Origin of the sequence: Leclercia sp. UBA7405, from assembly GCF_037152215.1 — a bacterium.
Lineage (GTDB): Bacteria > Pseudomonadota > Gammaproteobacteria > Enterobacterales > Enterobacteriaceae > Enterobacter > Enterobacter pneumoniae.
The window spans coordinates 60,385-86,180 of record NZ_JBBCMR010000007.1 but is presented as its reverse complement, the minus strand read 5'-3'; the positions used below and the strand labels follow the sequence as shown (position 1 = coordinate 86,180).

Below are 25,796 nucleotides of genomic sequence, written 5' to 3'. Positions count from 1 at the left end.
AGCTCCTTTCTTAACGGCGAGCCATCATTTCGTCGACGATCTCACCCAAACGCTGCAATTTCGGTACAGAAATATCGCGAAGCATCATTTCAGTGTCCGGCAGACCCACCACCGACGACCAGACGGCCCGACCAGCGAGAAAACCGGATGCGCCCGCCTGCATGGCAACCTGTACCGCGCGGGGGAAGAGTTTGTCGTCCACGCCGGAAGAGAGGATCACCCACGGCATGGCGATGTTCTCGTTCAGCTTCTGCGAGGCGGTCAGCAACGCCTGCTGAGAACCTTTGCCGAACAGCGGCATCTCCACCTTGTAGAGGTCGGCACCGCTGTCGCCGAGCTCTATTGCTGCCTCGATAATGGCCTGTTCGCGGTTAAAGGTGGCCCCGCGACGCGGCGGGCGAACAACGGGCTCGATAATGCTCAGCAATCCGTTGTCGTGACACAGCTGGTTAAACGCCTTAACCATCTCCAGACGCTGCTGCGGATCTTCATCGCTGCGCCAGAGCACCAGCAGTTTCAGCGCCTTGCCGCCGTCGCGTTTAACCGCCTGTGCATCGATATTTTTATCAATCACCACGCTGTCGACCGGAATACCGTTCCCCGGAATAAACTCGTCGGCGGCCACAATCATTGCGCAGCTTTTGGCCACCGCCTGCTGCTCGACGATCTGGCGATAGCAAAACTGCTGGTCGACCAGGATCGCAGAGGCATACGGCGAGAGGATTTTGGCCGCGTTGACCTTAAAATCGGTCAGGTGTTGGTCGCTGACCGGCACCGGGGCACCCGCTGCGGCAAACATCAGGCGCATCGCCTCGCGCTGGTCAACGGCCAGCATTGCAAAACCGCCGGAAGGCCGGGTGATATCGTTCAGGGTGTACGTCGTCATTTCTTAATCCTTTCCTGTCAGTGTGATTTTTTCAGCCCGGCGGATGCGCGAACCTGTTCAAGAATGGCCGTCCAGTCTTCGCGCCCGCGTCCGGCGGCGCGCGCCTGGTTGTAGACCTCGCGGGAGGCGGCACCCAGCGGCATCGGAACGTGCAGCTGGTTTGCGACATCCAGGGCGATCCCCAGATCTTTATGCGCCAGGTCGATCATGAAGGCGGGCGTAAGATCGCCCTTCAGTACCTTGTTCGGCCAGGAGGTGGTGAAGTGGCCTTTACCCGCTGGCGTACCGCTCATCACCTTCAGCGCAACATCGAAGGAGAGGCCGAGTGCTTCACACAGTACGGCCGCCTCGGCGGAAAGCGCGTTAAGGGCGATGCTCATGTAGTTGTTAATAAGCTTCACGCGGATCCCCATGCCCGGACCGCCCGCATTAACCAGCTCGTTGCCCATCGCCATCAGTACCGGGGTAGCGCGCTCAACCTGCTGCGCCGTGCCGCCCGCCAGCAGGAGCAATGTCCCGGCGATGGCATGGTCTGAGGTGCGTCCGACGGGAACGTCCATCATGCTGAAACCTGACTCAGCCATTTCGCCGATCAGGGCGTCGGTTTGCAGCGGGTGAATGGTGGACATATCAATGACCAGCGCGTCGCGGGATAACCCTTCACACACGCCCTGCTCGCCAAAGAGCACCGAGCGCACCAGGTCGCCGTTTGGCAGCATGGTGATGACAAACTCGGCCCCTCTTGCTGCCTGTTCAGGTGTTTGTGCTGCCTGCGCGCCACACTCCACCAGTGCCTGTACGGCCTGCGGGTTCACGTCGAAGACGCAAAGCGAATGGTCGTGCTTCAGCAGATTCTTCGCCATTGGCGCGCCCATCTGCCCTAAACCGATAAATGCGATTGCTGACATCTCTCTCTCCTGTCACATCGTGTCAAGTATTGCGCGTTTTTGTTGTCTGTTTTTGATCGTATTTGTAATTTATAGTCAAAAAATTGACACGGGTCACTTTTTAAACATTTGGTGAAATTAAAATGAGAGCAACAGAAAACGCATAAGGATTGACCATGACTCGCATCGTTTGTGTCGGCATTACCGTGCTGGATCGCATCTGGTATCTCGATGATTTGCCAAAAGAAGGGGGGAAGTATGTCGCGCAAAACTATACGGAAGTGGGCGGTGGCCCGGCGGCTACGGCGGCGGTGGCTGCAGCGAAGCTCGGGGCAAGCGTGGACTTTATTGGCCGGGTGGGTGATGACGATACCGGCAACCGCCTGCTTGCGGAGCTGGAGTCCCTGGGGGTGAAGACGCGTTTTACCCGCGTGGTGAAGGGGGCGCGCTCTTCGCAATCGGCGGTACTGGTGGATGCGAACGGGGAGCGGATTATCGCTAACTACCCCAGCCCTGACCTTCCGCCAGATGCGGACTGGCTTGCAGATATCGATTTTTCACAGTGGGATATGGTGCTGGCGGACGTGCGCTGGCACGACGGTGCCAGGCAGGCGTTCACCCTGGCGCGCCAGCAGGGGGTGCCAACCCTGCTTGATGCGGATGTCACGCCGCAGGGCATTGCGGAGCTGATTGCGCTAAGCGACCATGCGGCCTTTTCCGCACCGGGCCTGCGGCGTTTAGCGCAGCGGGAGAATACCCTGGAGGCGCTTAAACAAGCACAAACGCTCACAAATGGTCATGTTTACGTGACCCAGGGCAGTGAAGGGTGCTACTGGCTGGAGAGTGGGCAGCTTTGCCATCAGCCAGGATTCAGCGTGGATGTAGTGGATACCACGGGCGCGGGGGATGTTTTTCACGGTGCGCTGGCGGTGAGCCTGGCGCAGCGCGCGCCTGCACAGGACGCCGTGCGCTTTGCCAGCGCGGTCGCCGCGCTGAAGTGTACCCGCCCCGGTGGACGTGCGGGGATCCCCGACTGTGATCAAACCCGCTCTTTCTTGTCACTTTTTGTATAAAATGCTCAACGTGATGGTTTTCAAAGGACAACCCATGAGCCTTACCGAAATGACCGGTAACCCGCGGCACGATCGGCTGCTTACGCTTATCGCTGAACGTGGCTATATGAACATCGATGAACTGGCGCAGCTGCTGGATGTCTCGACGCAGACGATACGACGGGACATTCGTAAGCTGAGCGAGCAGGGGCTGATCACGCGTCATCACGGTGGCGCAGGGCGCGCGTCGAGCGTGGTCAATACAGCCTTTGAGCAGCGCGAAGTCTCCCTGACGGAAGAGAAGCGGGCCATTGCCGAAGCCATCGCCGATTACATCCCCGATGGGTCGACGGTGTTTATTACCATTGGTACAACGGTAGAGCACGTTGCGCGGGCGTTGCTCAACCATAACCATCTGCGCATCATCACTAACAGCCTGCGGGTGGCGCACATTCTCTACAAAAATCCGCGCTTTGAGGTGATGGTGCCGGGCGGGACGTTACGCCCGCATAACGGGGGCATCATCGGTGCTGCCGCCACGGCTTTCGTCTCGGGCTTTCGGGCGGATTACCTGGTCACCAGCGTCGGGGCGATTGAGCAGGACGGTGCGATGTTGGAGTTTGATGTCAACGAGGCCAGCGTGGTGAAAACGATGATGGCCCACGCCCGGCACATTTTACTGGCGGCCGATCATACTAAGTATCACGCCTCTGCCGCGGTCGAGATTGGTAATGTGGCGCAGGCGACGGCGCTCTTCACCGACGAAGGCCCGGGCGCCGCGCTGCAAACCCATCTCAAATCCAGCAAAGTCGAAGTGGTGGTCGTGAGCGACCCACTGCCGGGTTAATACCTCTCACGGCCCGACATTCTGGTCGGGCTGTGCCTTTCTCTAAGCTGAATCTGGCGCATAGCCAAACCTTCTCTTTCCCGCTACAGTTACTTTTCACGGCGAAAAGGAGATAAACATGCTTTATATCTTTGACTTAGGAAATGTAATCGTCGATATCGATTTTAATCGGGTGCTGGGCGCATGGAGCGATCTGAGCCGTGTCCCGCTGGCGACGTTAAAGCAAAATTTCACGATGGGCGAAAGCTTCCATCAGCATGAGCGCGGCGAAATTAGCGACGAACTCTTCGCTGAAAAACTGTGCCATGAAATGGAATTGCCCCTCAGTTATGAACAGTTCTCACTCGGTTGGCAGGCGGTATTTGTCGCGATCCGCCCGGATGTGATCGACATCATGCATAAACTTCGCGAACAGGGACATCGGGTCGTTATTCTGTCGAATACCAACCGCCTGCATACCACCTTCTGGCCTGACGAATATCCGGAAGTGAAAGCCGCAGCAGACCACATTTACCTCTCCCAGGAGATGGGCATGCGCAAACCGGAAGCGCGAATCTACCAGGCAGTGCTGCAGGCAGAAGGTTTCACGGCCAGCGATGCCGTGTTTTTTGACGATAACGCCGATAATATAGAGGGCGCTAGCCAGTGTGGTATGACTTCCATTCTGGTGACCGGAAAAGAGACGATACCGAACTACTTTGCGAAGCTGTTATGTTAAAAACTGTTCATCAAAAAGCGGACCACCACACTCGGCCTTTCCGGGCCTGGATAAAACTCCTCTGGCACCGCATCGATGAGGACAACATGACTACCCTGGCGGGAAACCTTGCCTACGTGTCACTGTTGTCTCTGGTGCCGCTGGTGGCCGTTATTTTTGCCCTGTTTTCCGCCTTTCCCATGTTTTCGGACGTGAGCCTGCAACTTCGGCATTTTGTTTTTGCGAACTTTATTCCCGCCACCGGCGATGTCATCCAGAATTATATTGAGCAGTTTGTCGCTAACTCCAGCAAGATGACCGCGGTAGGGGCATGCGGGCTGATCGTTACGGCATTACTGTTGATGTATGCCATTGATAGTGCGCTGAATACTATCTGGAGAAGTAAGAAAGCACGCCCTAAGGTTTACTCTTTCGCCGTCTACTGGATGATCTTAACCCTTGGGCCGCTGCTGGCGGGTGCCAGTCTGGCGATAAGTTCCTATTTGCTCTCGCTACGCTGGGCCAGCGATCTCAACAGTATGATTGATGATGTGCTGCGGATCTTTCCCCTTATCCTCTCGTGGCTCTCTTTCTGGCTGCTCTATAGCGTCGTGCCAACGACCCGCGTGCCAAACCGCGATGCTGTCGTAGGGGCGCTGGTGGCGGCTGTGCTCTTCGAATTGGGTAAGAAAGGCTTTGCCCTTTACATCACGATGTTCCCGTCTTACCAGCTGATTTACGGCGTACTGGCAGTGATCCCCATTTTGTTTGTCTGGGTTTACTGGACCTGGTGTATCGTCTTGCTAGGCGCCGAAATAACTGTCACTCTCGGGGTCTACCGCGAACTCAAACAAGAAGCACTGGCTGAAAAACAACGAGAAGCAGACCAACCATGATTGCATTGATTCAACGCGTAACCCGTGCCAGCGTCACCGTGGAGGATGAGGTGACGGGTGAAATCGGCCCAGGACTTTTGGTGTTGTTAGGTGTCGAAAAGGACGACGACGAACAAAAAGCCAACCGCTTATGTGAACGTGTGCTGGGTTACCGCATCTTCAGCGATGCCGACGGGAAGATGAACCTCAACGTGCAGCAGGCAGGCGGCAGCGTGCTGGTCGTTTCCCAGTTTACGCTGGCGGCCGATACCGAGCGCGGTATGCGCCCGAGTTTTTCTAAAGGCGCTGCGCCCGATCGTGCTGAAGCACTCTATGAATACTTTGTTGAACGTTGTCGCCAACAAGACATGCATACGCAAACCGGACGATTCGCTGCAGATATGCAGGTTTCGCTGGTGAACGATGGCCCTGTCACCTTCTGGCTGCAGGTATGAGCCAACTGGCGGCATGGCCGCGGTTAACAAGAGAGAGTACACCTATGTATCACCTTCGAGTACCGCAAACGGAAGAAGAGTTAGAGGTCTATTACCAGTTCCGCTGGGAGATGCTGCGCAAGCCGTTACATCAGCCGAAAGGTTCAGAGCGCGACGCCTGGGATGCCATGGCGCACCATCAGATGGTGGTCGATGAAGAGGGTAACCTGGTCGCCGTCGGGCGTTTGTATATCAACGCAGATTATGAAGCCTCCATTCGTTTTATGGCGGTGCACCCCTCCGTTCAGGACAAGGGGCTAGGTACGCTGATGGCAATGACCCTGGAGTCCGTTGCGCGTCAGGAAGGGGTTAAGCGCGTCACCTGTAGCGCCCGCGAAGATGCCGTGGAGTTCTTCGCCAAGCTTGGTTTTGTTAATCAGGGCGAAATTACCGCGCCGCAAACCACGCCGATCCGCCACTTTTTGATGATCAAACCTATCGCTACCCTGGACGATATTCTGCACCGTGCCGACTGGTGCGGACAACTGCAGCAGGCCTGGTATCAACATATCCCCCTCAGCGAAAAGATGGGCGTACGTATCCAGCAGTATACCGGGCAAAAATTCATCACCACTATGCCGGAAACCGGCAACCAGAACCCGCACCATACGTTGTTTGCCGGGAGCTTGTTCTCGCTGGCAACGCTCACCGGCTGGGGGCTGATCTGGCTGATGCTGCGTGAGCGTCATCTCGGAGGCACCATCATCCTGGCAGATGCCCACATTCGCTACAGTGCGCCAATTAGCGGCAAGCCAAGCGCGGTGGCCGATCTGGGCGCCCTCGGCGGCGATCTGGACCGCCTGGCGCGTGGCCGCAAAGCTCGCGTGCAGATGCAGGTCGAGCTTTTCGGCGATGAAACCCCGGGCGCGGTGTTTGAAGGCACTTACATTGTTTTGCCTGCGAAGCCTTACGGCGCATACGAAGAGGGCGGGAACGAGGAAGAGTAGCGCCTTAATGGCTAACGCCACCAGGCTGAAGGGTAATGCTCCGAGAGAAGCATGGAATGAAACTACCGGATGCCATTATTCTGGCCACGGCGCAGAGCAAAAATTGCCCGTTAATTTCACGCAATAGTCAGGATTTTTCAGGGCACTTTATCACCTGTAGGCCGGGCAACTCTGTGCCGCCCGGCGCTGTTACAGGAAGCTACTCCCCTTCACCCGGGAACATAAACGGGTTAATCGAGCTGCGACCAAAGCCTTCTTGCTCCATTCGCGCATCCAGCACTAACGTTGCCAGATCGTCCGCTACGGCTTCAACTTTCGGGTCTTTTTCCTGGTACAGAATCTTCAGGTAAGTGCCACAGTCGCCGCAGCTTTCAGCTTTCACCGCCGCCTCTTCGTTTTCCAGTGACCAGTAGTTGAGATCGCGGGTCTGCTCGCAGTTGCTGCATTTGATGCGCACCACGTGCCACTCGGTCTCGCACAGGTTGCAGTGCAGATAACGCAGCCCTTGCGTGGTACCAATTTGCACAATGCTGGTGACCGGCATAGAGCCACAGACCGGGCAGAACTGGCGCGCTTCGCCGTATTCGGCGCGAGCCTTGCCAGGAATCAGGCTGGCCATTTGCGCCCAGTAGAGCGACAGCGCGGCCCAGATAAACGGCGCTTTATCACTGCTGACCAGCGAGAAGTCAGAGGCGAACAGCGCGCTCGCCATCTCTTCCAGCTCCAGGTCAGAGGCTTTTTCCAGGTTCTCAATGACCGCCAGCGCCGTGCCGCTCATTTCCGGCTTCAGCTCGGCAATCAGCGAATGCAGCAACTTATGCCAGTGCTTGTCGCGCGGCAGGACATGAATATCCAGCGGCGGCTTGCCCTGCGCATTGGCCTCTTTAATGCGCGCGGTGAGGTCCATCTGCAGCGGATGGTCGTACAGCACCACCTCCTGCGCATGGGCGACCAGCGCCGCAAAGCGCAGAAAATCGCCCAGCGGGTTGCTCTCGGCCAGTTCGCGCAGACGCTCTGCGCGGCGGTTATAGAGGTTCTTGAGTCTGGGGAATAACAACGGCGGAATGTAATCCGCCGTGCGTTTCTCGCTCGAACCCAGCTCATCTTGCGGGATTATGCGAATACTCATTCAGATGACTTTTCCTGTTTCTGGCGGACTTCACGGTACCAGCGCGGGTGATGTTTCTTCGCCCACGTACTGGTTACCCATCCTTCCACCATCGCGGTAATGGTGCCTTTCACCCAGAGGGCGGCGTAAATATGCACCATGATAACCACAATTAACGCCACTGCGGCAAATGAATGCAGCATCAGCGCGAATCGGATCACCGGGATTGAGAAAGCAGGTGCAAAGTATGGACGCCAGATGATCACACCGCTGACCAGCAACAGGACCAGGAAGATAATCGCCGCCCAGAATACGCATTTCTGGCCGAAGTTATAACGCCCGGTATCACCTACTTCCTCGTTGACGACGATCTTACGAATATTCTTCGCCCAAAAGATATCATCCCGATTGATTAGGTTATGGTGCCAGTAGCGGAAAAACATAATGATGAACGACGCGAACATGATGACGCCAACAAACGGGTGCAGTATACGCGCCAGCTGTGGTGTTCCCATGATCTGCATCAGCCAGTTGAAGGACGGGAAGAAGAATCCCAGCCCGCTTATCGCCGCCAGCATGAAGCAGAAGGCGGTGACCCAGTGGTTGATGCGTTCCGGCGCGGTATAGCGCACGATGGTGTCACGTTTTCTCATTTGCGCACCTCGTCTTTCTCTTCATGCAGGTTGTCGTCTTCCTCTTCCGCGCGGTTCGGACCGACGCCGACGTAGTGGAAGATGCTCGCTGCGAAGGTGGCAGCAAACCCGACCGCTGCCAGCGGTTTCCAGATGCCTTTCCAGAACTTCACTGTGGCGCTGATTTCCGGGTTCTCCGGCAGACCATGATACAAATTCGGCTTGTCGGCGTGGTGCAACACGTACATGACGTGCGTCCCGCCCACCCCGGCCGGATCGTACAGGCCCGCGTTGTCGTAACCACGGGTTTTCAGCTCGCCCACGCGCTCTGCCGCCAGCGTCTTCATATCCTCTTTGGAACCAAAGTGGATAGCCCCCGTTGGACAGGTCTTCACGCATGCCGGCTCCTGGCCGACGGTAACGCGATCAACGCACAGCGTGCATTTGTAGACACGGTTGTCTTCCGGGTTCAGTCGCGGCACGTCGAACGGACAGCCTGCGATGCAGTAGCCGCAGCCAATGCACTGCTCGGACTGGAAGTCGACGATGCCGTTGGCATACTGAATGATAGCCCCTTCCGACGGACAGGCTTTCAGGCAGCCCGGATCCGCACAGTGCATACAGCCATCTTTGCGGATCAGCCATTCCAGTTTGTCGTTCTGCTCCACTTCCGAGAAACGCATCACCGTCCAGGACTTGGCGGTCAGGTCTGCCGGGTTGTCGTACACCCCAACGTTGTGCCCCACTTCGTCGCGGAGGTCGTTCCACTCCGAGCAGGCCACCTGACAGGCTTTACAGCCGATACAGGTGGTCACGTCGATAAGCTTTGCCACTTCCTGCTGGTGGTCCCGCGCCTGAGGCGCGGGCGTGAAACTGTTTGTCGCGGAACGACGGATAATGTCTTGAGATTGATAAGCCATAGGTCGTCTCCGTTACACCTTTTCCACGTTCACGAGGAAGGCTTTAAACTCCGGCGTCTGCGTGTTCGCATCACCGACGAACGGCGTCAGGGTGTTCGCAATGAACCCTTTCTTCGCCACGCCCTCGTAACCCCAGTGAATCGGGATACCGATGGTATCCACTTCCTGACCGTGAACGTTCAGCGTGCGAATACGCTTGGTCACCACCGCCTTGGCCTTGATATAGCCACGGTTAGAGGAGACTTTCACGGTATCGCCATGGGCAATGCCGAGCTTGTTCGCCAGCTTCTCGCCGATCTCCACAAACTGTTCTGGCTGCGCGATAGCGTTAAGCAGCGCGTGCTTGGTCCAGTAGTGGAAGTGCTCGGTCAGACGGTAAGTGGTGCCCACGTACGGGAACTTGTCTTTTTTACCCAGCGCCTCAAAGTCGCCCTTGAAGATACGTGCTGCCGGGTTAGAGACCACGTTCGGGTGCAGTGGGTTGGTGCCCAGCGGCGTCTCAAACGGCTCGTAGTGTTCCGGGAACGGCCCTTCCGCCATCTTATCGATAGCAAACAGACGTCCCATCCCTTCAGGCTGCATGATAAACGGCCCAACATCGCTGCCTGGTGCGGCGGTGCTGTAGTCCGGAATATCCACGCCGCCCCATTTCGCGCCGTCCCACTTCAGTAACTGACGCTTCGGATCCCACGGGTTACCCTGCGGGTCAGCGGAGGCACGGTTATAGAGAATGCGGCGGTTCAGCGGCCACGACCATGCCCAGCCCAGCGTATTGCCGAGGCCCGATGGGTCGGCGTTATCGCGGTTGGCCATCTGATTACCTTTCGGCGTCCAGCTACCGGCAAAGATCCAGCAGCCGCTGGAGGTGGTACCGTCGTCGCGCAGGTGCGCGAAGGTGCTCAACTGATCGCCTTTCTTCGCCAGAACCACACCGGTGGCCGGATCGATAACGTCCGCCAGCGCCTTACCGTTGCTCTCCATCGCCACCTCTTCCGGGGAGGGGTTCTCCGGCGTGGAGTAGTTCCAGGTCATGTTCAGCACCGGCTCTGGATTCGCGCCGCCTTCAGAGGCGTACATCTTACGCAGGCGTAAGAAGATACCGGCCAGGATCTCGCCGTCGTTCATGGCAATGCCCGGGGCATCTGCCCCTTTCCAGTGCCACTGCAGCCAGCGCCCGGAGTTAACGATAGAGCCGTTCTCTTCCGCGAAGCAGGTCGAAGGCAGACGGAACACTTCGGTCTGGATTTTTGACGGATCGACGTCGTTTGACTCGCCGTGGTTTTGCCAGAAGGTCGAGGTTTCAGTATTGAGCGGATCAATCGTCACCAGGAACTTCAGTTTCGACAGGGACTCGACAACCTTGTTTTTGTTCGGGAACGACGCCACCGGGTTAAAGCCCTGGCAGATGTAGCCGTTGACCTGGCCCTGGTGCATCATTTCGAAGTACTGAAGCACGTCGTAGCCTTTGTCCCACTTCGGCAGCCAGTCAAAGCCCCAGCTGTTTTCCGCCGTCGCTTTGTCACCGAAGAAGGCTTTCATCATCGAGACGAAGAACTTCGGATAGTTGCCCCAGTAGTTCACCTGGCCTTCGAGCAGCGGTTTTGGCGTGCTGGCCGTCAGGTAGGTTTGCAGATCCGTCTGTTTTTCGCTTGGCAGGTTCATATAACCGGTCAGGCTCTGCGACAGCAGGCCGAGGTCGGTCAGACCCTGAATGTTGGAGTGACCGCGCAGGGCGTTCACGCCGCCGCCTGCCATCCCCATGTTACCGAGTAGCAACTGAACCATCGCCATGGTACGGATGTTCTGCGCGCCGATGGAGTGCTGCGTCCAGCCGAGTGCGTACAGGAACGACGCGGTTTTGTCTTTCGCACTGGTTTCAGCGATCAGCTCGCACACCTTCAGGAAGTCTGCTTTCGGCGTTCCGCAGATGTTTTCGACCACTTCTGGCGTATAGCGGGAGACGTGCTCTTTCAGCAGGTTCCACACGCAGCGCGGGTGTTGCAGGGTCTTATCGCGCTTCGCAAAGCCGTTCTCATCCAGCTCGTAGTGCCAGCTGGTTTTGTCGTATTTGCGTTTTTCGGCGTCGTAACCGCTGAACAGGCCATCTTCGAAGTAGTAATCCTCACGCACGATCAGGCTGGCGTTGGTATAGGCTTCGGTGTACTCGCGGTTATATTTTTCGTTGGTCATCAGGTACAGCAATACGCCTGACAGGAAAGTGATGTCAGTACCTGAACGAATAGGGGTGTAGAAATCCGCCACTGACGCTGTACGCGTAAAGCGGGGATCGATCACAATCAGTTTCGCACCGTTGTGGATTTTGGCTTCCATCGCCCAGCGGAACCCGACAGGGTGCGCTTCAGCGGCGTTACCGCCCATCACCACAATAAGGTTGGCGTTCTTGATGTCGACCCAGTGGTTGGTCATCGCACCGCGACCAAATGTTGGAGCAAGACTTGCTACCGTTGGTCCGTGTCAGACACGCGCCTGGTTGTCGACCGCGAGCATACCGAGTGCACGCGTGAATTTCTGGGTTAAATAGCCGGTTTCGTTGCTGGAGGCCGAGGCACACAGCATTCCGGTGGAGAGCCAGCGGTTAACGGTGACGCCGTCTGTGTTCTTCTCAATAAAGTTAGCATCGCGGTCTTCTTTAATATGTTTCGCGATGCGGTCAAACGCCTCTTCCCAGCTAATTTGCTGCCATTTATCGGAGCCTGGCGCGCGATATTCCGGGAATTTCAGACGGCTTTCGGAGTGGATAAAGTCCACCAGACCTGCCCCTTTCGGGCATAGCGCGCCACGGTTGACCGGGTGATCCGGGTCACCTTCAATATGGAAAATAGATGCTTTGGCGTTTTTGGCACCGTCGCCGAGGCTATACATTAACAGCCCACAGCCGACGGAGCAGTACGTACAGGTATTACGGGTTTCGCGGGTGCGCAGCAGTTTGTACTGCCGTGTTTCCGCCAGCGCTACGCCGGGGGCAAAGCCCAGAGCGGCTGCCGTTGTGCCTGCCATACCGCCAGCGCAGATCTTAAAGAACTGCCTTCTGCTGACCTGCATGGGTCACTCCTTGGTTCATTACGACATTGCTTTGTAGTTTTATTTCGCGGTTAAGAATTAACCGCAAATGAGAAAATTTGCGTTAATCCCTCATTTACACGAGGGGTTTGACCAGAATACCACAATGTCGGTACGCCTGTTCCAACGGCGTTAAAACAAAGTGAACGTATTATCACTATATTGATTATAAAGCGTGACATTAGTCACAAAATTAACCCCTGATGTTATGGGGATGTTTATGCGTCCGGGTTGTGTCACTCCGAACGGAGTAGGTAAACTGAGGATAAATGGAGGCTGAAAAGTTGATCCATACTATGCGCGAGGCCTGCACTTTATGGTGCAATAGCAGGCTTCTCCCTCGTGGTTGCTCAGGAAATACGTTGTGTCAAAACCGAATCGTGATATCCGCCCCTCATCGCTGCCTGCTGGCGTGGTTGAGCAACGGGTACACAGACCCCCTCATATTAACGATGCGATCCCCGATTTTTTGGCAGAAGAGGTACCCGTTGCACTGGTTTACAACGGCATTTCCCATGTGGTGATGATGGCCACTCCCAAGGATCTGGAGCTTTTCGCCATCGGTTTTTCATTATCGGAAGGTATCATTACGCACCCGCAGGAGATCTACGGCATGGACGTCGTCCCGGCCTGTAACGGCCTTGAGGTGCAAATCGAACTCTCAAGCCGCCGTTTTATGGGACTCAAAGAGCGCCGACGTGCGCTGGCAGGGCGAACCGGCTGCGGCGTATGCGGTGTTGAACAGCTTAACGATATTGACAAACCCGTGGTGCCGCTGCCTTTTACGCAGCGTTTTGAACTCACTCATCTTGATCATGCTCTCCACCATCTCAACGATGTGCAACCGATAGGGCAGTTAAGCGGATGCACACATGCCGCCGCCTGGGTATTGCCGTCGGGTGAGATCGCGGGTGGGCATGAAGATGTCGGACGCCATGTGGCACTGGATAAACTGCTGGGCCGCAGAGTGAATGAGAGTGAAGCCTGGCAGCAGGGAGCTGCGTTAGTTTCCAGCCGCGCCAGCTACGAGATGGTGCAAAAAGCGGCCATGTGCGGCGTTGAGATCGTGTTTGCGGTATCCGCTGCCACCACCCTGGCGGTAGAGGTGGCCGAGCGTTGCAACCTGACGCTGGTAGGGTTCTGCAAACCGGGAAGAGCCACAATCTATACCCATCCGCAGCGCTTAATTATTAATCAGTAATTTTGAATGTTGTGAGCAAATCCTTCCGCTTTCAGTTGTCTGTGTAAAGGCCTATTATTTATCACATCAAGGCACAACGCCTTACACAAACAACTAACTTAAAGGGTTTATATCATGAAAAGCATCAAAACTTTTGTTGCAGTAATCGCTCTGGCTACCTCTTTCGGTTCTTTCGCTGCCCAGTCGGTTACCGCCTCCGCCAGCACCATCGACGGCGCTGAAGCGAAAATCGCCGCCCAGGCACAGCAGGCCGGTGCGTCTTCTTACACCATCACTCAGGCCTTCACGGGTAACCGCGTGCACATGACCGCAGAATTGAATAAATAAGAGCAAAGCATTTGTCGAAAGAGCGCCCGCGGGGCGCTTTTTTTGTTTTGGCGATCCGCTGATTTATTGTTCAGTAATTTTGATTTATTAAAGCAAATCCTTCCGCTTTCAGTTGTTGATGTTCAGGCCTATTATTTATCACATCAAGGCACGGCGCCTTACACAGACAACTAACTTAAAGGGTTTATATCATGAAAAGCATCAAAACTTTTGTTGCAGTAATCGCTCTGGCTACCTCTTTCGGTTCTTTCGCTGGCCAGTCGGTTACCGCCTCCGCCAGTACCATCGATGGCGCTGAAGCGAAAATCGCCGCCCAGGCACAGCAGGCCGGTGCGTCTTCTTACACCATTACCCAGGCCTTCGCCGGTAACCGCGTGCACATGACCGCAGAACTGAATAAATAAGAGCAAAGCATTTGTCGAAAGAGCGCCCCCGGGGCGCTTTTTTAGTTTATGCCTGCCAGGCGTAATAACGCTGTTACCACCGCCGCGGCGATGATCACGAAAATCAACGGCACCTTGCGCCAGGCAAGGAATACCGCAAAGGCCACGCCCAACACCCGCGCCATCCCTGAAAAGTGCTCTCCTTCATAGAAGGTGGTCGCCAGCGCCACCGAAAACAGCAATACGGTTGCTGCATCCGACAGCAGCGCCTGGGAGCGTTCAGATAACGCTAACCGACTGCCAAGTTTCGCCCCGCCAAGCCGCATCAGATAGGTGCCCGCCGACAGCAGGGCGATACCAAGAATAAAGATGGTCATGTTTTCCATTATTTCTTCCTCGTGGCGAGGCCAAACAGAGAGAGCAAGACGGGCAGGCCCACCGGTGCAAAGGGTACCGCAGCCAGCGACAACGCCGCCCCGCTAAAGGCACGGATAAGCGTGGTGCGGTTTTTAAAGGCGGGCACCACTAACGCCAGTAAAATGGCCGGAAACACTGCATCCAGCCCGATGGTTTCCGGCTCTGGCAGCAGTTTGCCGACCATCGCCCCCAGCAGGGTGCCCAGCGGCCAGATAATTGCCACACCCAGCCCGCAGAGCCAGTAGGCCGCTTTGCGCTGTTCTGGCGTTTTTTGTGACAGGCCAAATACCACGCTCTCGTCATTCATAATGTGACAACCCAGCAAGCTCGCGCCGCGCTGGCCCACCAGCTCGCGTACGGTAACGCCAAAAGGTACATGGCGCGCGTTCACCAGAAGACCCGCGGCAGCGGCGGCCAGTGGATTGCCGCCGCTGGCCACAATGCCGATAAACATAAATTCAGAGGCGCCCGCCAGCACGGAAATGGAGAGCAAAAACGGTACCCAGAGGGGGAAGCCATACGCCATTGCCAACGAGCCGTAAGACATCCCTACAACGCCAACAGCCAGACAAACCAGCAGAATGGCCTTTATCGTGTCGCCTTTCAGGCAGGAGAAATGTGGTTTCATACAATTTTAGCCATATCGAACGAATATCCATTATAATGAACGCATCATTGTAGTTTATCAAGATGAACGATTCGTTCGATTTATAGAACACGAGGCCGTTTTATGACGCAGCCAATAAGCGTAATCGCCAAAAGCCTGGTGCGGGAACGTATGCGAACCGGACTTTCTCTGGCGGAAATTGCTCGCCGCGCCGGGATCGCCAAATCTACCCTGTCGCAGCTGGAGTCCGGAAACGGCAATCCCAGTCTGGAGACCTTATGGTCACTTTGTGTGGCACTGGATATTCCCTTTGCGCGCTTGCTTGAGCCACAGCAACCTATTACCCAGGTTATTCGCCGGGGAGAAGGGACGAAAGTGATTGCCGAGCAGGCAAACTATGAGGCAATTTTGTTAGCCGCCTGCCCGCCAGGCGCACGACGTGATATCTATATGCTGGCGGCTCAGCCGGGCGCAGACCGTATTTCGCATCCGCATCCACCCGGTTCGGTTGAGCATATTGTTATCACTCAGGGACGGGCAGTGGTGGGCCTGACCGATGCGCCGGAAGAGCTGGGCGAAGGGGATTACATTTGTTACCCCGCCGATCGGCCGCATATTTTTAAAGCCCTTGAGCCAGATACGTTTGCGCTTATGGTGGCGGAACAGAACTAACTTTCAAGACACGGATAATCATGTCGCTTAAAGCCATCGCCAAAGAACTCGGGCTCTCGGTCACCACCGTGAGTCGTGCCCTCAACGGATATGATGACGTTTCTCGCGAGACGCGTGCGCGCGTGGAAGCGGAAGCCCAGCGCCGTGGTTACCGGCCCAATACCTTTGCCCGTCGTCTGAAGATGGGCAAAATTGATGCGGTTGGGCTGGTCTTCCCGGTACATCCTGTTCCGCTCAATAACAGCGTTTTTATGGACATGGTCGGCGAAATTAGCCACGAACTGGCGCGACATGAGATTGACCTGCTGCTGATTGCCGATGACGATCTGGCCGATAAACACAGCTATATGCGCATGGTGCAGAGCCGCCGGGTGGATGCGTTAATCGTGGCGCATACCCTCGATCGCGACCCGCGTCTTGAGCAACTGCAGGCGGCAAATTTTCCCTTCCTTGCCCTCGGCCGCAGCCAGCTACCGCAGCCTTACGCCTGGTTTGATTTCGATAACTATGCCGGTACCCACCAGGCCACCCGCTGGTTCATCGCCAAAGGCCACCGGCGTATTGCATTCCTGGGAGAGAGTAATAACCAGGCTTTTATCACTCAGCGACGCCAGGGTTATCTGGATGCGTTGCAGGAGGCGGGGCTCTCAGATGAATGGCTGCGCGCTATGCCTCCTTCCCGACGCGAGGGGTATACCGCCACCTGCGATCTGTTGGCCTTACCCGAACCGCCAACGGCGATTATTACCGACTGTAATACCCACGGCGATGGGGCCGCGATGGCGCTTTCCCAGAGGGGACGATTAACGGGCGACAACCCTGTGGCGCTGATTGTTTACGACGGTTTACCGCAGGACAGCATTGTCACTACCGAAGTGGCGGCAGTGATCCAGTCTACCCGTGAAGGGGTGGGCAGACAGATTGCCGATATGGTTCGTCAGCTGATCAGCGGCGAGGATATCGCCAGATTACAGGTGTTGTGGCAACCCGCCTTCTCACCGGGCGAAACTGCCTAATTTCTCTAAATTTCTAAACCCGATCACAAAACCGAAACGTTTAAGTTTGTATCCGAAACGTTTCGGATCAAGACTCAGATCATCCCGATGACTGGAGATGTCTGATGCAAGATGCCATTTTACGACTCGTAAGCGAGACGGTGGATGTGGTGATAAAAACCCACCCGTTCGCCGAGATTCTTTACTGGGGGCCGCACCTTCGCCACTTTTCGCCGCAGGATGCGGCCACGCTTTCCCGTCCTGTTGCCAATGGAAGACTGGATGTTGACTCCCCTGTAACCCTGATGGCCGAACTGGGTCACGGGTTATTTGGTTCCCCGGGCATTGAGGGGCATCGTCAGGGGATGGATGGCTCGCCGGTCTTTACCACCACCGCCGTCACCCAGCAGGGCCAAAGTCTGACTATCGCGGCAGAAGATACTCACGCCGGTCTGCGCCTGACCAGTGAGATTGACCTGGAGGAGAGCGGTGTGCTGCGGGTGCGCCATGGCGTTACCAACCTGCGGCCGCAGGCGTGGCAAGTGGATCGACTGGCTATTACTCTACCGGTGGCAGAGCGGGCGCAGGAGGTCATGGCGTTTCATGGCCGCTGGATCCGCGAGTTCCAGCCTCACCGCCTGCGGCTGGAACATGACAGCTTTGTCATTGAAAACCGCCGCGGCAAAACCTCACATGAACACTTCCCGGCGCTGATTACCGGTACGCCGTCCTTCAATGAAATGCAGGGCGATGTGTGGGGCGTGCACCTCGGCTGGAGTGGTAACCATCGTCTGCGTGCCGAAGTGAAAACCGACGGGCGGCGTTATCTGCAGGCGGAGGCGCTCTATCTGCCCGGCGAGATAGCGATTGCCGAGGGGAAAACCCTCTGGACGCCGAACCTGTACGCCAGCTACTCCGCGCAGGGGCTGAATGGCATGAGCCAGCAGTTCCACCGCTATTTGCGTGAAAACATTATTCGTTTCCCGGATAACAAACCGCGTCCGGTACACCTCAACACCTGGGAAGGGATCTACTTTAATCACGAACCGGCTTACATCATGCGCATGGCTGACGAAGCTGCCGCGCTGGGGGTGGAGCGCTTTATCATTGACGATGGCTGGTTTAAAGGGCGTAACGATGACCATGCCGCGCTGGGGGACTGGTACCTCGACGAGAAAAAATACCCGGACGGCTTAACCCCCGTGGTGCGTCACGTTAAGGCGCTCGGTATGGAGTTTGGCATCTGGGTTGAGCCGGAAATGATCAACCCCAACTCCGATCTCTATCGTGCCCACCCTGACTGGGTGCTGGCGCTGCCGGGCTATGAACAGGCCACGGGCCGCCATCAGCTGGTACTGAACCTCAACATTCCTCAGGCCTTTGACTATCTTCTGGAACGCATGAGCTGGCTGCTGGGCGAGCATCAGGTGGATTACGTGAAGTGGGACATGAACCGCGAGCTGGTTCAGCCAGGCCACAATGGCAAGGCGGCTGCCGACGCGCAAACCCGTCAGTTCTATCGCCTGTTGGATGTCCTGGGCGAGCGGTTCCCGCATATCGAATTTGAATCTTGCTCGTCGGGGGGCGGGCGTATCGACTATGAAGTCCTGACCCGCTGCCACCGTTTCTGGGCGTCGGATAATAACGATGCGCTGGAGCGGAACACCATTCAGCGCGGCATGAGTTACTTCTTCCCGCCAGAGGTGATGGGCGCGCATATCGGTCATCATAAATGCCATGCCACTTTCCGACAGCACAGCATCGCGTTTCGTGGCCTGACGGCGCTCTTTGGCCACATGGGGCTGGAACTGGATCCGCTGGCGGTGGACGAGGAGGAGCGCGAAGGCTATCGGCATTACGCGGCGCTGCACAAACAGTGGCGCGAGGTGATCCACACCGGCACCCAGTGGCGGATCGATATGCCCGATGCCACGACGCTGGCTACCGGTATAGTGAGCCAGGACCAGGGACAGGGATTGTTTATCATCAGCCAGCTCCGCATGCCGGACTACACCCTGATGATGCCGCTGCGCATGCCGGGGCTGGAAGCGGGCGCACAGTATCGTATTACGCTTCTCGATCACCCTAACATCCGCCTGACGGGCGAAGGGGGCCATACGATGCGCAAACTTCCGGCATGGATGGACGCGCCGCAAACGGTAAGCGGCGAATGGTTGATGCAGGCAGGGATTGCGTTGCCGGTGCTCGATCCAGAAACCGCCATTTTGATTGGCGTTGAACGCGTGTAAAGGTGAGGGGCCGTGAAGGCGGCCCCCGGTTGAGGATAAAAATAATGAACACGACTGCCTGTACCCACAAAGACAACCCTAATTTCTGGATTTTCGGGTCGTTCTTTTTTCTCTACTTCTTCATTATGGCCACCTGCTTTCCGTTTCTGCCTATCTGGCTGTCGGATATCATCGGTCTGAATAAAACCCATACCGGGATTGTTTTCTCCTGCATCTCGCTCTCTGCGATCGCTTTCCAGCCCGTGCTGGGGGTGATTTCCGACAAGCTGGGGCTGAAAAAACACCTGCTGTGGATCATCGCTATCTTGCTCTTCTTGTTTGCCCCCTTTTTCCTCTACGTATTTGCTCCGCTCCTGAAAACCAATATCTGGCTGGGGGCGCTTAGCGGCGGGCTGTATATCGGTTTCGTCTTCTCGGCGGGATCGGGGGCGATTGAGGCCTACATTGAGCGTGTGAGCCGCAATAGCTTCTTCGAATATGGCAAAGCGCGTATGTTCGGCTGTCTGGGCTGGGGACTGTGCGCCTCGACGGGCGGGATATTATTCAGCATCGATCCGTCGCTTGTCTTCTGGATGGGGTCCGGCGCGGCGCTCTTGCTCATGCTGCTGTTAGTGGTCGCCAAACCAAAACCAAACCAGACGGCGCAGGTGATGAATGCCCTGGGTGCCAACCAGCCGCAGATTACCCTTAAGACCGTGGTGAACCTGTTCCGTCAGCGCAAAATGTGGATGTTTATTCTGTATGTGATTGGCGTGGCCTGCGTTTACGACGTCTTTGATCAGCAGTTTGCCACCTTCTTTAAAACGTTCTTTGCGACCCCTGAAGCGGGCACGCGGGCGTTTGGCTTTGCCACGACGGCAGGGGAACTTTGCAACGCCATCATCATGTTCTGCTCGCCGTGGATCATTAACCGCATTGGCGCGAAAAACACCCTTCTGATTGCCGGTGTGATCATGGCTACGCGTATTATCGGCTCGTCATTCGCCACTACGGCGGTGGAGGTGGTGGCACTGAAGATGCTTCACGCGCTGGAGGTGCCGTTCCTGCTGGTGGGGGCGTTTAAATATATTACCGGCGTCTTTGATACTCGCCTGTCGGCCACCATCTATCTGATTGGCTTCAATTTTGCCAAACAGTTGGCAGCAATCTTCCTCTCCGCATTCGCCGGCAATATGTATGACCGGATCGGCTTCCAGGATACCTATCTGATGCTGGGCTGCTTTGTTCTGGCGGTAACGGCAATCTCGGCGTTTACCCTTACCCATTCGCGTCCTGCGGCGGTGCAGGGGAGTTCCGTGGAGGTAAGCTGAAAAGCGGTGCTGCCGCGATGGCGGCAGCACCGGTCGGTTACTCGAGGTAGAACACCTCTTTAAGTTCCGTACTCACCGGGCTGTTGTCCGGGTTAGCGGGCATAACGTCACGCATATGTTTCCACCAGCGCTGGCAGACGTCGGTATGGGCGACGGCGTTCCAGCGCTCTTCCGATTCAATCTCCACGGTCGCAAATAGCAGGTTGCGTTGCTTATCAAGGAAGATGGCGTAGTGATGCGCGCCGTGGTCTTTTAGCACCGCCTCCAGCTCAGGCCAGATGGGCGTGTGGCGGCGCTCGTACTCGTCATGTGCGTCAGGGTTAACCTGCATCACAAAGGCTTTGCGGATCATAATGCCTCCAGGTAGAGCTCGCGCACTTCGTCGCGGCTGGCGGTTCGTGGGTTACAGGGCGCACAGGGATCGGCGAGCGCTTTATCCAGCCAGCCCTCGATATCCGCCTTCGTTACCCCCAGTTTACTGAAACCAGAAGGGATACCTACGCGAGCGCTCAGGGCGCGAATGGCATGGATGGCCTCCATGCTGGCCGCTTCGTCGCTCATCGTGCGGGTATCAACGCCCATTGCCTGCGCCACGCGGGCAAAGCGGGCCACGGCATTCGGGCGGTTAAAGTTTTCGATGATCGGCAGCAGGATGGCATTACACACGCCGTGCGGCAGGTTGTGCGTGGCGCCTGGCTGGTGCGCCAGGGCATGAACCAGACCCAGACCGGCGCTGTTAAACGCCATGCCAGCCAGATACTGACCAAACGCCATCTGCTCGCGGGCTTCAAGGTTATGGCCCTCGTCGACCGCTTTCGGCAGCCACAGGGTAATCAGGCGAATCGCTTCCAGCGCGTTGGCGTCGGTGAGCGGGTGCGCGCCGACCGAGACGTAGGCTTCAATGGCGTGGGTCAGGGCATCCATGCCGGTGGCGGCCGTAACGGACGCGGGAATATCCAGCATCACGCTGGCATCGTCCACGGCAATATCCGGGATGATGTTCGGATCAATAATCACCTCTTTCACCTGACGCGCGGAATCGATAATCACCGCGTTGCTGGTCATCTCCGCCGCGGTGCCTGCGGTGGTGTTGATCGCAACCAGCGGCACGCCTGCGTTTTTCACTTTCCCGACGCCGGAATAAGCGGTAGAGGGGCCAGGGTTGGCGGTAAGGATTTTAATCGCTTTAGCGGTATCGATGGGGCTACCGCCGCCGAAGGCAATCACGTAGTCGCATTCCGCCTCCTGGTATGCGGTATACCCTTTCTGCACCAGCGCTTCCGTCGGATTGGGAAACACCTCGTCAAACAGATGATATGACATTTGATGGGCGTCCAGCGCGGCAAAGAGGCTGTCGAGCAGGCCGAGCTTCACCAGTTGACCATCGGTCACGATCAAGGCTTTACCCCACTGCTTGCTCGCCACCAGGTTGACCATATCGCTGATTGCGCCTGCGCCATGCAGGCTGATTTTAGGAAGCGCCAACATAAAGCTCATGATAATTCTCCTTAATATGATTTTTGGGTAATCCGTTCCCCTCACCCCGTTCCTCTCCGTTGGGAGAGGCTAAATGGCCGCACCAGCGAGTTCCCTCTCCCCAGGGGAGAGGGTTAGGGTGAGGGGGAAATTAAATCCGTCTCCGCTGCATAATTCGCCGGGTGATAATCGGCAGTGAGATCACCACAATCAGCATCGCGCCGATAATCACCGACATCACAATCCCCGGCACGTTGAGCAGGCTCAGGCCAAAGGTCACCAGCCCCATCAGGAAGGCGGCGATAATCACCCCCACCATGCTGCCGGATCCGCCCAGAATGTTTACACCGCCCAGCACCGCCATGGTCACTACCGCCAGCTCCCAGCCCATCGCAATCGTCGGGCGCGTGCTGCCCAGGCGCGAGGTAAGTAACACCGAGGCGAGACCCGCCATCAGCCCCACCAGAGCAAACAGCAGCAGGTTGTGACGCTTCACGTTAATGCCGGAATACCATGCGCCGGTCGGGTTATTGCCAATGGCATAGGTCCGGCGACCAAAGTTGGTGCGGTGCAGCACAAAGGCAAACACCGCCGCCAGCACGATAAACAGCGCGAACTCAAACGACAGTGCGCCCCAGACGTAACCCTGCCCAAACCAGGCAAAGCTCTCCGGATAGCTGTTCAGTGCCTGATCGCCAAGCAGGATGTAGGTGATCCCGCGATAGAGGCTCATAGTGCCGATGGTGATGACAATGGAAGATAAGTTAAAGCGCGTCACCAGCCAGCCGTTGAACAGGCCGCACAGCAGCCCGACGCCCAGCCCCACGCAGACCAGCAACGGAGTATCTACGCCCGCCGCTGCGCAAAAGCCCATCACCGTAGAGCTCAGCGCAATGGTAGAGGCCACGGAGAGGTCAATCTCGCGGGCGATAATCAACATCGCCATCGGCAGCACGATGATCGCTTTTTCGGTGAAGTTAAAAGTGGCGTCAGACAGGTTCCAGATATCGAGGAAATAAGGCGATGCGAGGGCATTCACCACAAATACCGCCAGCGTGACCGCCAGCAAGAACCCTTCCCAACACAGCAGTTTCTGGAACAACCCCGTCGATGAGGGGGTCGGTTTCATCTCTTCAGTGGTCATAATTTTGCTCATGATTTCACCGCCAGTTTCTGACGCGCCAGCGCCGCATCGCGCAGAATCAACCGCCCTTTGCGTTTATTGCCGCGCTCGTTGAGCAGCACCGCAATCACAATCACCGTGCCGGAAATGGCCATCTGCCAGAACGGGGACACGCCGATGACCGGCAGGGCATTGTTAATTACCCCGAGGAACAGTGCGCCGAACAGGCAGCCGAGCACGCGACCGGTGCCGCCCATCGTGCTGATACCGCCAATCACGCACGCGGCCACCACCTGCAGCTCAAAGCCGTTAGCCACGTCGACATAGGCCACAGCGAAGCGGGAAATCCACAGATATCCGCAGAACCCTGCCAGCGCACCGGACAGGCAGAAGCTGACAAACTGCATCTTCCCGGCGTTGATGCCGGTGTAGTAGGCCGCCGTGGCGTTACCGCCCGCGGTGTAGAGCGCACGCCCGGTGCGGCTGTAACGCAGGAAATAGCCCACCAGCAACAGAGCGGCAATCGCACACCAGCTCAGTACGGGCAAGCCCAGCACCGCCGCACGCGGCAGGCCGAGGAAATCTGCCCCCATCTGATTGGAGTTCACCCAGCCGCCGCCAGAAAGTAAAAAGATAATCCCGCGATAGATGCTCATCGTACCCAGCGTCACCACAATGGCCGGGATGCCGAGCTTCCACACCAGCAGCCCGTTGATCATGCCCATCAGCAGGCCGAGCGCCGTGGCCAGAATCAGCAGCGCCCAGACGGGCACCTCCGGATGATGGAAATTGATGAGCGCGACGATCATGCCGGTCAGCGCCAGGTTAGCCGCCATCGACAGATCGATGCCTTTGGTGAGCAGCACCATCATCTGGCCGAGGGCGAGAATGATGAGGATGGAGGTATCGTTAAACATCTCCACCAGGTTTCCCGGGGCGATAAACGAGGGCACGCGACTGCCAATGGCGACGATCATCAAAATGATCACCGCCCCCAGCAGCGCTTCACGGTGTTTCAGCAGTTGCCTGACCATTATGCGGCCTCCTGTTTTGCACCGCTGGCGGCGCTGACGATGGTTTCTGCCGTTGCGCCCCCTGCCTGATACTCCGCCACCATCAGCCCTTCGTGCATGACGATAATGCGATCGGCCATACCCATCACTTCCGGCAGTTCTGACGAGACCATAATCACCGCCAGACCCTGACCGACAAGCTCGGACATAAATTGATGAACGGCGGCTTTGGAGCCAATATCAATGCCTTTTGTTGGCTCATCGAGGATGATCACGTCAGGATGTGTCGCCAGCCATTTGCCGATCACCACCTTCTGCTGATTCCCGCCGGAAAGCGTTTCAACCGGCTGTTTCCAGCTAAAGGCTTTCACCTGCAGACGTCTGGCGTACTCATCCGCCAGCTGCCATTCACGATCATGATTTAGCACCCCGTTGGGGTTCATTTTGCCAAGCTGCGGCAGGCTGATGTTCTGCGCAATCGACAGCTCAATGATCGCCCCTTGCTTCTGGCGCTCTTCCGGCACGCAGACGATGCCGGCTTTGATGGCGTCCGACGGCTGGCGGAAATGCTGCGTTTTACCCTTCAGGACGATTTCACCGGAGGAGGGGCGCGAGACGCCAGAGAGGGCCTGCATCAGCTCGGTGCGCCCGGCGCCAACCAGCCCGTAAAAGCCGAGGATTTCGCCTTTGCGCAGGGTAAAGGAGATGTTGGCAAACTCGGTGGGGTGACACAGGTTTTTCACCTCTAGCACCGTCTCGCCCTTTTCGCACTCCACTTTTGGGAAGGTCTGAGTGATGGCGCGGCCCACCATCATGGCGACCATCCGCTCTTCGGTGATGTCGTTCATCGCGCCGGAACCGACATACACCCCATCGCGCAGAATGGTGTAATGGTCGGCCAGCTCAAAGATTTCGTCGAATTTATGCGAGATGAAGAGGATCGCTTTCCCGTCCTGTTTTAAGCGCTCCACGATCTGATAAAACTCGAGGATTTCGTGCTGCGACAGGGCCGCGGTCGGCTCGTCGAGGATCACCACCTGCGCATCAAACGACAGCGCGCGGGCGATCGCCACCATGTGCCGCTGGGCGATGCTCAGGGTTTTTAGCGTAGCCCGTGGGTCAATCTGTACCTCCAGACGGGTGAGGATGGCCTGCGCGCGGCGGTGCATCTCTGACCAGTCGAGTTTTTTAAAAAGGCCTTTATAGAGGTACTGACCGACAAAAATGTTTTCGGTGACCGAGAGTTCATCGAACAGGACGGTTTCCTGATGAATTGCCGTAATGCCGACCTTGTGCGCAGATTCCGGCGTCGGGAGCTGAATAGGGATTGCCTTGTAAAGAATTTCGCCCTCTTCAGGCTGGTAAATGCCGGTCATCACTTTCACCAGCGTGGATTTGCCCGCGCCATTTTCGCCGATAAGGGCGGTGACTTTACCTGGCCAGAGCTCAAGCTGAACGTTCTCAAGGGCACGCACGCCGGGGAAGACCTTGGTGATGCCCTTCAGTTGGAGGAGTGGTGTCATGATAGTTCTCCATATTTATCCCCCCTCACCTCGGGAGAAGGTTAGGGGAGTGCGGCCTGATGCCCTCACCCCAA

Annotated in this window: 26 protein-coding genes and 1 pseudogene; 14 read left to right on the top strand and 13 right to left on the bottom strand. The window is 56.8% G+C overall.

Annotated elements, in window-relative coordinates; all coding sequences use genetic code 11:
• Window positions 1-10 precede the first annotated feature (10 nt).
• Window positions 11-886 carry a sulfofructosephosphate aldolase gene (gene yihT, locus WFN75_RS21065; RefSeq protein WP_336996762.1) on the bottom strand — a complete coding sequence of 292 codons (876 nt, stop codon included), beginning with the start codon at window positions 884-886 and terminating at the stop codon, window positions 11-13.
• Between the two features lie 17 nt (window positions 887-903).
• Window positions 904-1,794 (bottom strand): sulfolactaldehyde 3-reductase, encoded by an 891-nt coding sequence (gene yihU, locus WFN75_RS21060; RefSeq protein ID WP_046886182.1) that lies wholly within the window; start codon window positions 1,792-1,794, stop codon window positions 904-906.
• 155 nt (window positions 1,795-1,949) lie between these two features.
• Here yihU and WFN75_RS21055 point away from each other — a divergent pair, with 155 nt between their 5' ends.
• From WFN75_RS21055 to WFN75_RS21025, 7 genes and pseudogenes are all read left to right on the top strand, one after another.
• Window positions 1,950-2,846 (top strand): sugar kinase, encoded by an 897-nt coding sequence (locus WFN75_RS21055; RefSeq protein WP_336996761.1) that lies wholly within the window; start codon window positions 1,950-1,952, stop codon window positions 2,844-2,846.
• A gap of 34 nt (window positions 2,847-2,880) precedes the next feature.
• Window positions 2,881-3,672, top strand: coding sequence for a DeoR/GlpR family DNA-binding transcription regulator (locus WFN75_RS21050; RefSeq protein WP_207292653.1), 792 nt, complete (start codon window positions 2,881-2,883; stop codon window positions 3,670-3,672).
• 118 nt (window positions 3,673-3,790) lie between these two features.
• The gene (gene yihX / locus WFN75_RS21045; protein ID WP_040077957.1) at window positions 3,791-4,390 is read left to right on the top strand and encodes a glucose-1-phosphatase; all 600 of its coding nucleotides are present in this window, start codon (window positions 3,791-3,793) and stop codon (window positions 4,388-4,390) included.
• On the top strand, window positions 4,384-5,265 hold the full coding sequence (locus WFN75_RS21040; RefSeq protein ID WP_046886184.1) for a virulence factor BrkB family protein: 882 nt from the start codon (window positions 4,384-4,386) through the stop codon (window positions 5,263-5,265). The genes yihX and WFN75_RS21040 overlap by 7 nt, the downstream gene beginning before the upstream one ends.
• Window positions 5,262-5,699 (top strand): D-aminoacyl-tRNA deacylase, encoded by a 438-nt coding sequence (gene dtd, locus WFN75_RS21035; protein ID WP_040077961.1) that lies wholly within the window; start codon window positions 5,262-5,264, stop codon window positions 5,697-5,699. Before WFN75_RS21040 ends, dtd begins: the two co-directional genes overlap by 4 nt.
• A gap of 44 nt (window positions 5,700-5,743) precedes the next feature.
• Entirely contained in the window at window positions 5,744-6,685 is a 942-nt protein-coding gene (fabY, locus tag WFN75_RS21030; RefSeq protein ID WP_046886185.1) for a fatty acid biosynthesis protein FabY, read from the top strand.
• A 32-nt stretch (window positions 6,686-6,717) separates the two neighbouring features.
• Window positions 6,718-6,828 (top strand): annotated as a pseudogene (locus WFN75_RS21025) (PIN domain-containing protein); the annotation flags it as partial.
• A 56-nt stretch (window positions 6,829-6,884) separates the two neighbouring features.
• Here the strand turns inward: WFN75_RS21025 and fdhE are convergent.
• From fdhE to fdnG, 4 genes are read right to left on the bottom strand one after another with little or no spacing between them, the layout of a single operon-like run.
• Complete coding sequence (gene fdhE / locus WFN75_RS21020) at window positions 6,885-7,814, bottom strand: formate dehydrogenase accessory protein FdhE (RefSeq protein WP_046886186.1); 930 nt, start codon at window positions 7,812-7,814, stop codon at window positions 6,885-6,887.
• Complete coding sequence (gene fdoI / locus WFN75_RS21015) at window positions 7,811-8,446, bottom strand: formate dehydrogenase cytochrome b556 subunit (RefSeq protein WP_008501832.1); 636 nt, start codon at window positions 8,444-8,446, stop codon at window positions 7,811-7,813. The genes fdhE and fdoI overlap by 4 nt, the downstream gene beginning before the upstream one ends.
• Window positions 8,443-9,345: a formate dehydrogenase subunit beta gene (gene fdxH, locus WFN75_RS21010; RefSeq protein WP_010436855.1), complete on the bottom strand. Its 903-nt coding sequence runs from the start codon at window positions 9,343-9,345 to the stop codon at window positions 8,443-8,445. The genes fdoI and fdxH overlap by 4 nt, the downstream gene beginning before the upstream one ends.
• A gap of 12 nt (window positions 9,346-9,357) precedes the next feature.
• Entirely contained in the window at window positions 9,358-12,408 is a 3,051-nt protein-coding gene (fdnG, locus tag WFN75_RS21005; protein WP_286809600.1) for a formate dehydrogenase-N subunit alpha, read from the bottom strand.
• A gap of 382 nt (window positions 12,409-12,790) precedes the next feature.
• Between fdnG and fdhD the strand changes: the two genes are divergently transcribed.
• The 3 genes from fdhD (at window position 12,791) to WFN75_RS20990 (ending at window position 14,358) form a co-directional block, all read left to right on the top strand.
• A complete protein-coding gene (fdhD, locus tag WFN75_RS21000) occupies window positions 12,791-13,627 on the top strand; it encodes a formate dehydrogenase accessory sulfurtransferase FdhD (RefSeq protein WP_336996760.1) in 837 nt (278 codons plus the stop codon).
• Window positions 13,628-13,741: 114 nt separating this feature from the next.
• The gene (locus tag WFN75_RS20995) at window positions 13,742-13,954 is read left to right on the top strand and encodes a YdgH/BhsA/McbA-like domain containing protein (protein ID WP_039032167.1); all 213 of its coding nucleotides are present in this window, start codon (window positions 13,742-13,744) and stop codon (window positions 13,952-13,954) included.
• Between the two features lie 191 nt (window positions 13,955-14,145).
• The gene (locus WFN75_RS20990) at window positions 14,146-14,358 is read left to right on the top strand and encodes a YdgH/BhsA/McbA-like domain containing protein (RefSeq protein WP_336996759.1); all 213 of its coding nucleotides are present in this window, start codon (window positions 14,146-14,148) and stop codon (window positions 14,356-14,358) included.
• A gap of 41 nt (window positions 14,359-14,399) precedes the next feature.
• Here the strand turns inward: WFN75_RS20990 and WFN75_RS20985 are convergent, their stop codons facing one another.
• Both WFN75_RS20985 and WFN75_RS20980 read right to left on the bottom strand, forming a co-directional pair.
• Window positions 14,400-14,723, bottom strand: a complete 324-nt coding sequence (locus WFN75_RS20985) for an AzlD domain-containing protein (RefSeq protein ID WP_336996758.1) — start codon at window positions 14,721-14,723, stop codon at window positions 14,400-14,402.
• Window positions 14,723-15,382: an AzlC family ABC transporter permease gene (locus WFN75_RS20980; RefSeq protein ID WP_040077975.1), complete on the bottom strand. Its 660-nt coding sequence runs from the start codon at window positions 15,380-15,382 to the stop codon at window positions 14,723-14,725. Before WFN75_RS20980 ends, WFN75_RS20985 begins: the two co-directional genes overlap by 1 nt.
• 102 nt (window positions 15,383-15,484) lie before the next feature.
• Here WFN75_RS20980 and WFN75_RS20975 point away from each other — a divergent pair, with 102 nt between their 5' ends.
• The 4 genes from WFN75_RS20975 to WFN75_RS20960 all read left to right on the top strand — a co-directional run bounded on the left by WFN75_RS20975 (window position 15,485) and on the right by WFN75_RS20960 (window position 20,587).
• Complete coding sequence (locus WFN75_RS20975) at window positions 15,485-16,033, top strand: helix-turn-helix domain-containing protein (RefSeq protein WP_336996757.1); 549 nt, start codon at window positions 15,485-15,487, stop codon at window positions 16,031-16,033.
• Window positions 16,034-16,053: 20 nt separating this feature from the next.
• The gene (locus WFN75_RS20970) at window positions 16,054-17,049 is read left to right on the top strand and encodes a LacI family DNA-binding transcriptional regulator (protein ID WP_336996756.1); all 996 of its coding nucleotides are present in this window, start codon (window positions 16,054-16,056) and stop codon (window positions 17,047-17,049) included.
• 104 nt (window positions 17,050-17,153) lie between these two features.
• A complete protein-coding gene (locus tag WFN75_RS20965; RefSeq protein WP_336996755.1) occupies window positions 17,154-19,277 on the top strand; it encodes an alpha-galactosidase in 2,124 nt (707 codons plus the stop codon).
• Window positions 19,278-19,321: 44 nt separating this feature from the next.
• Complete coding sequence (locus WFN75_RS20960; protein WP_046886193.1) at window positions 19,322-20,587, top strand: MFS transporter; 1,266 nt, start codon at window positions 19,322-19,324, stop codon at window positions 20,585-20,587.
• A gap of 37 nt (window positions 20,588-20,624) precedes the next feature.
• Here WFN75_RS20960 and rhaM read toward each other — a convergent pair whose 3' ends face one another.
• The 5 genes from rhaM to WFN75_RS20935 all read right to left on the bottom strand — a co-directional run bounded on the left by rhaM (window position 20,625) and on the right by WFN75_RS20935 (window position 25,722).
• Complete coding sequence (rhaM, locus tag WFN75_RS20955; protein ID WP_040077982.1) at window positions 20,625-20,939, bottom strand: L-rhamnose mutarotase; 315 nt, start codon at window positions 20,937-20,939, stop codon at window positions 20,625-20,627.
• Window positions 20,936-22,084: a lactaldehyde reductase gene (gene fucO, locus WFN75_RS20950; protein WP_040077983.1), complete on the bottom strand. Its 1,149-nt coding sequence runs from the start codon at window positions 22,082-22,084 to the stop codon at window positions 20,936-20,938. Before fucO ends, rhaM begins: the two co-directional genes overlap by 4 nt.
• Window positions 22,085-22,214: 130 nt before the next feature.
• Complete coding sequence (locus tag WFN75_RS20945) at window positions 22,215-23,219, bottom strand: ABC transporter permease (RefSeq protein ID WP_336996754.1); 1,005 nt, start codon at window positions 23,217-23,219, stop codon at window positions 22,215-22,217.
• Window positions 23,216-24,220, bottom strand: a complete 1,005-nt coding sequence (locus WFN75_RS20940) for an ABC transporter permease (protein WP_046886195.1) — start codon at window positions 24,218-24,220, stop codon at window positions 23,216-23,218. The genes WFN75_RS20945 and WFN75_RS20940 overlap by 4 nt, the downstream gene beginning before the upstream one ends.
• Complete coding sequence (locus tag WFN75_RS20935; protein WP_040077989.1) at window positions 24,220-25,722, bottom strand: sugar ABC transporter ATP-binding protein; 1,503 nt, start codon at window positions 25,720-25,722, stop codon at window positions 24,220-24,222. The genes WFN75_RS20940 and WFN75_RS20935 overlap by 1 nt, the downstream gene beginning before the upstream one ends.
• Between the last annotated feature and the right edge of the window lie 74 nt (window positions 25,723-25,796).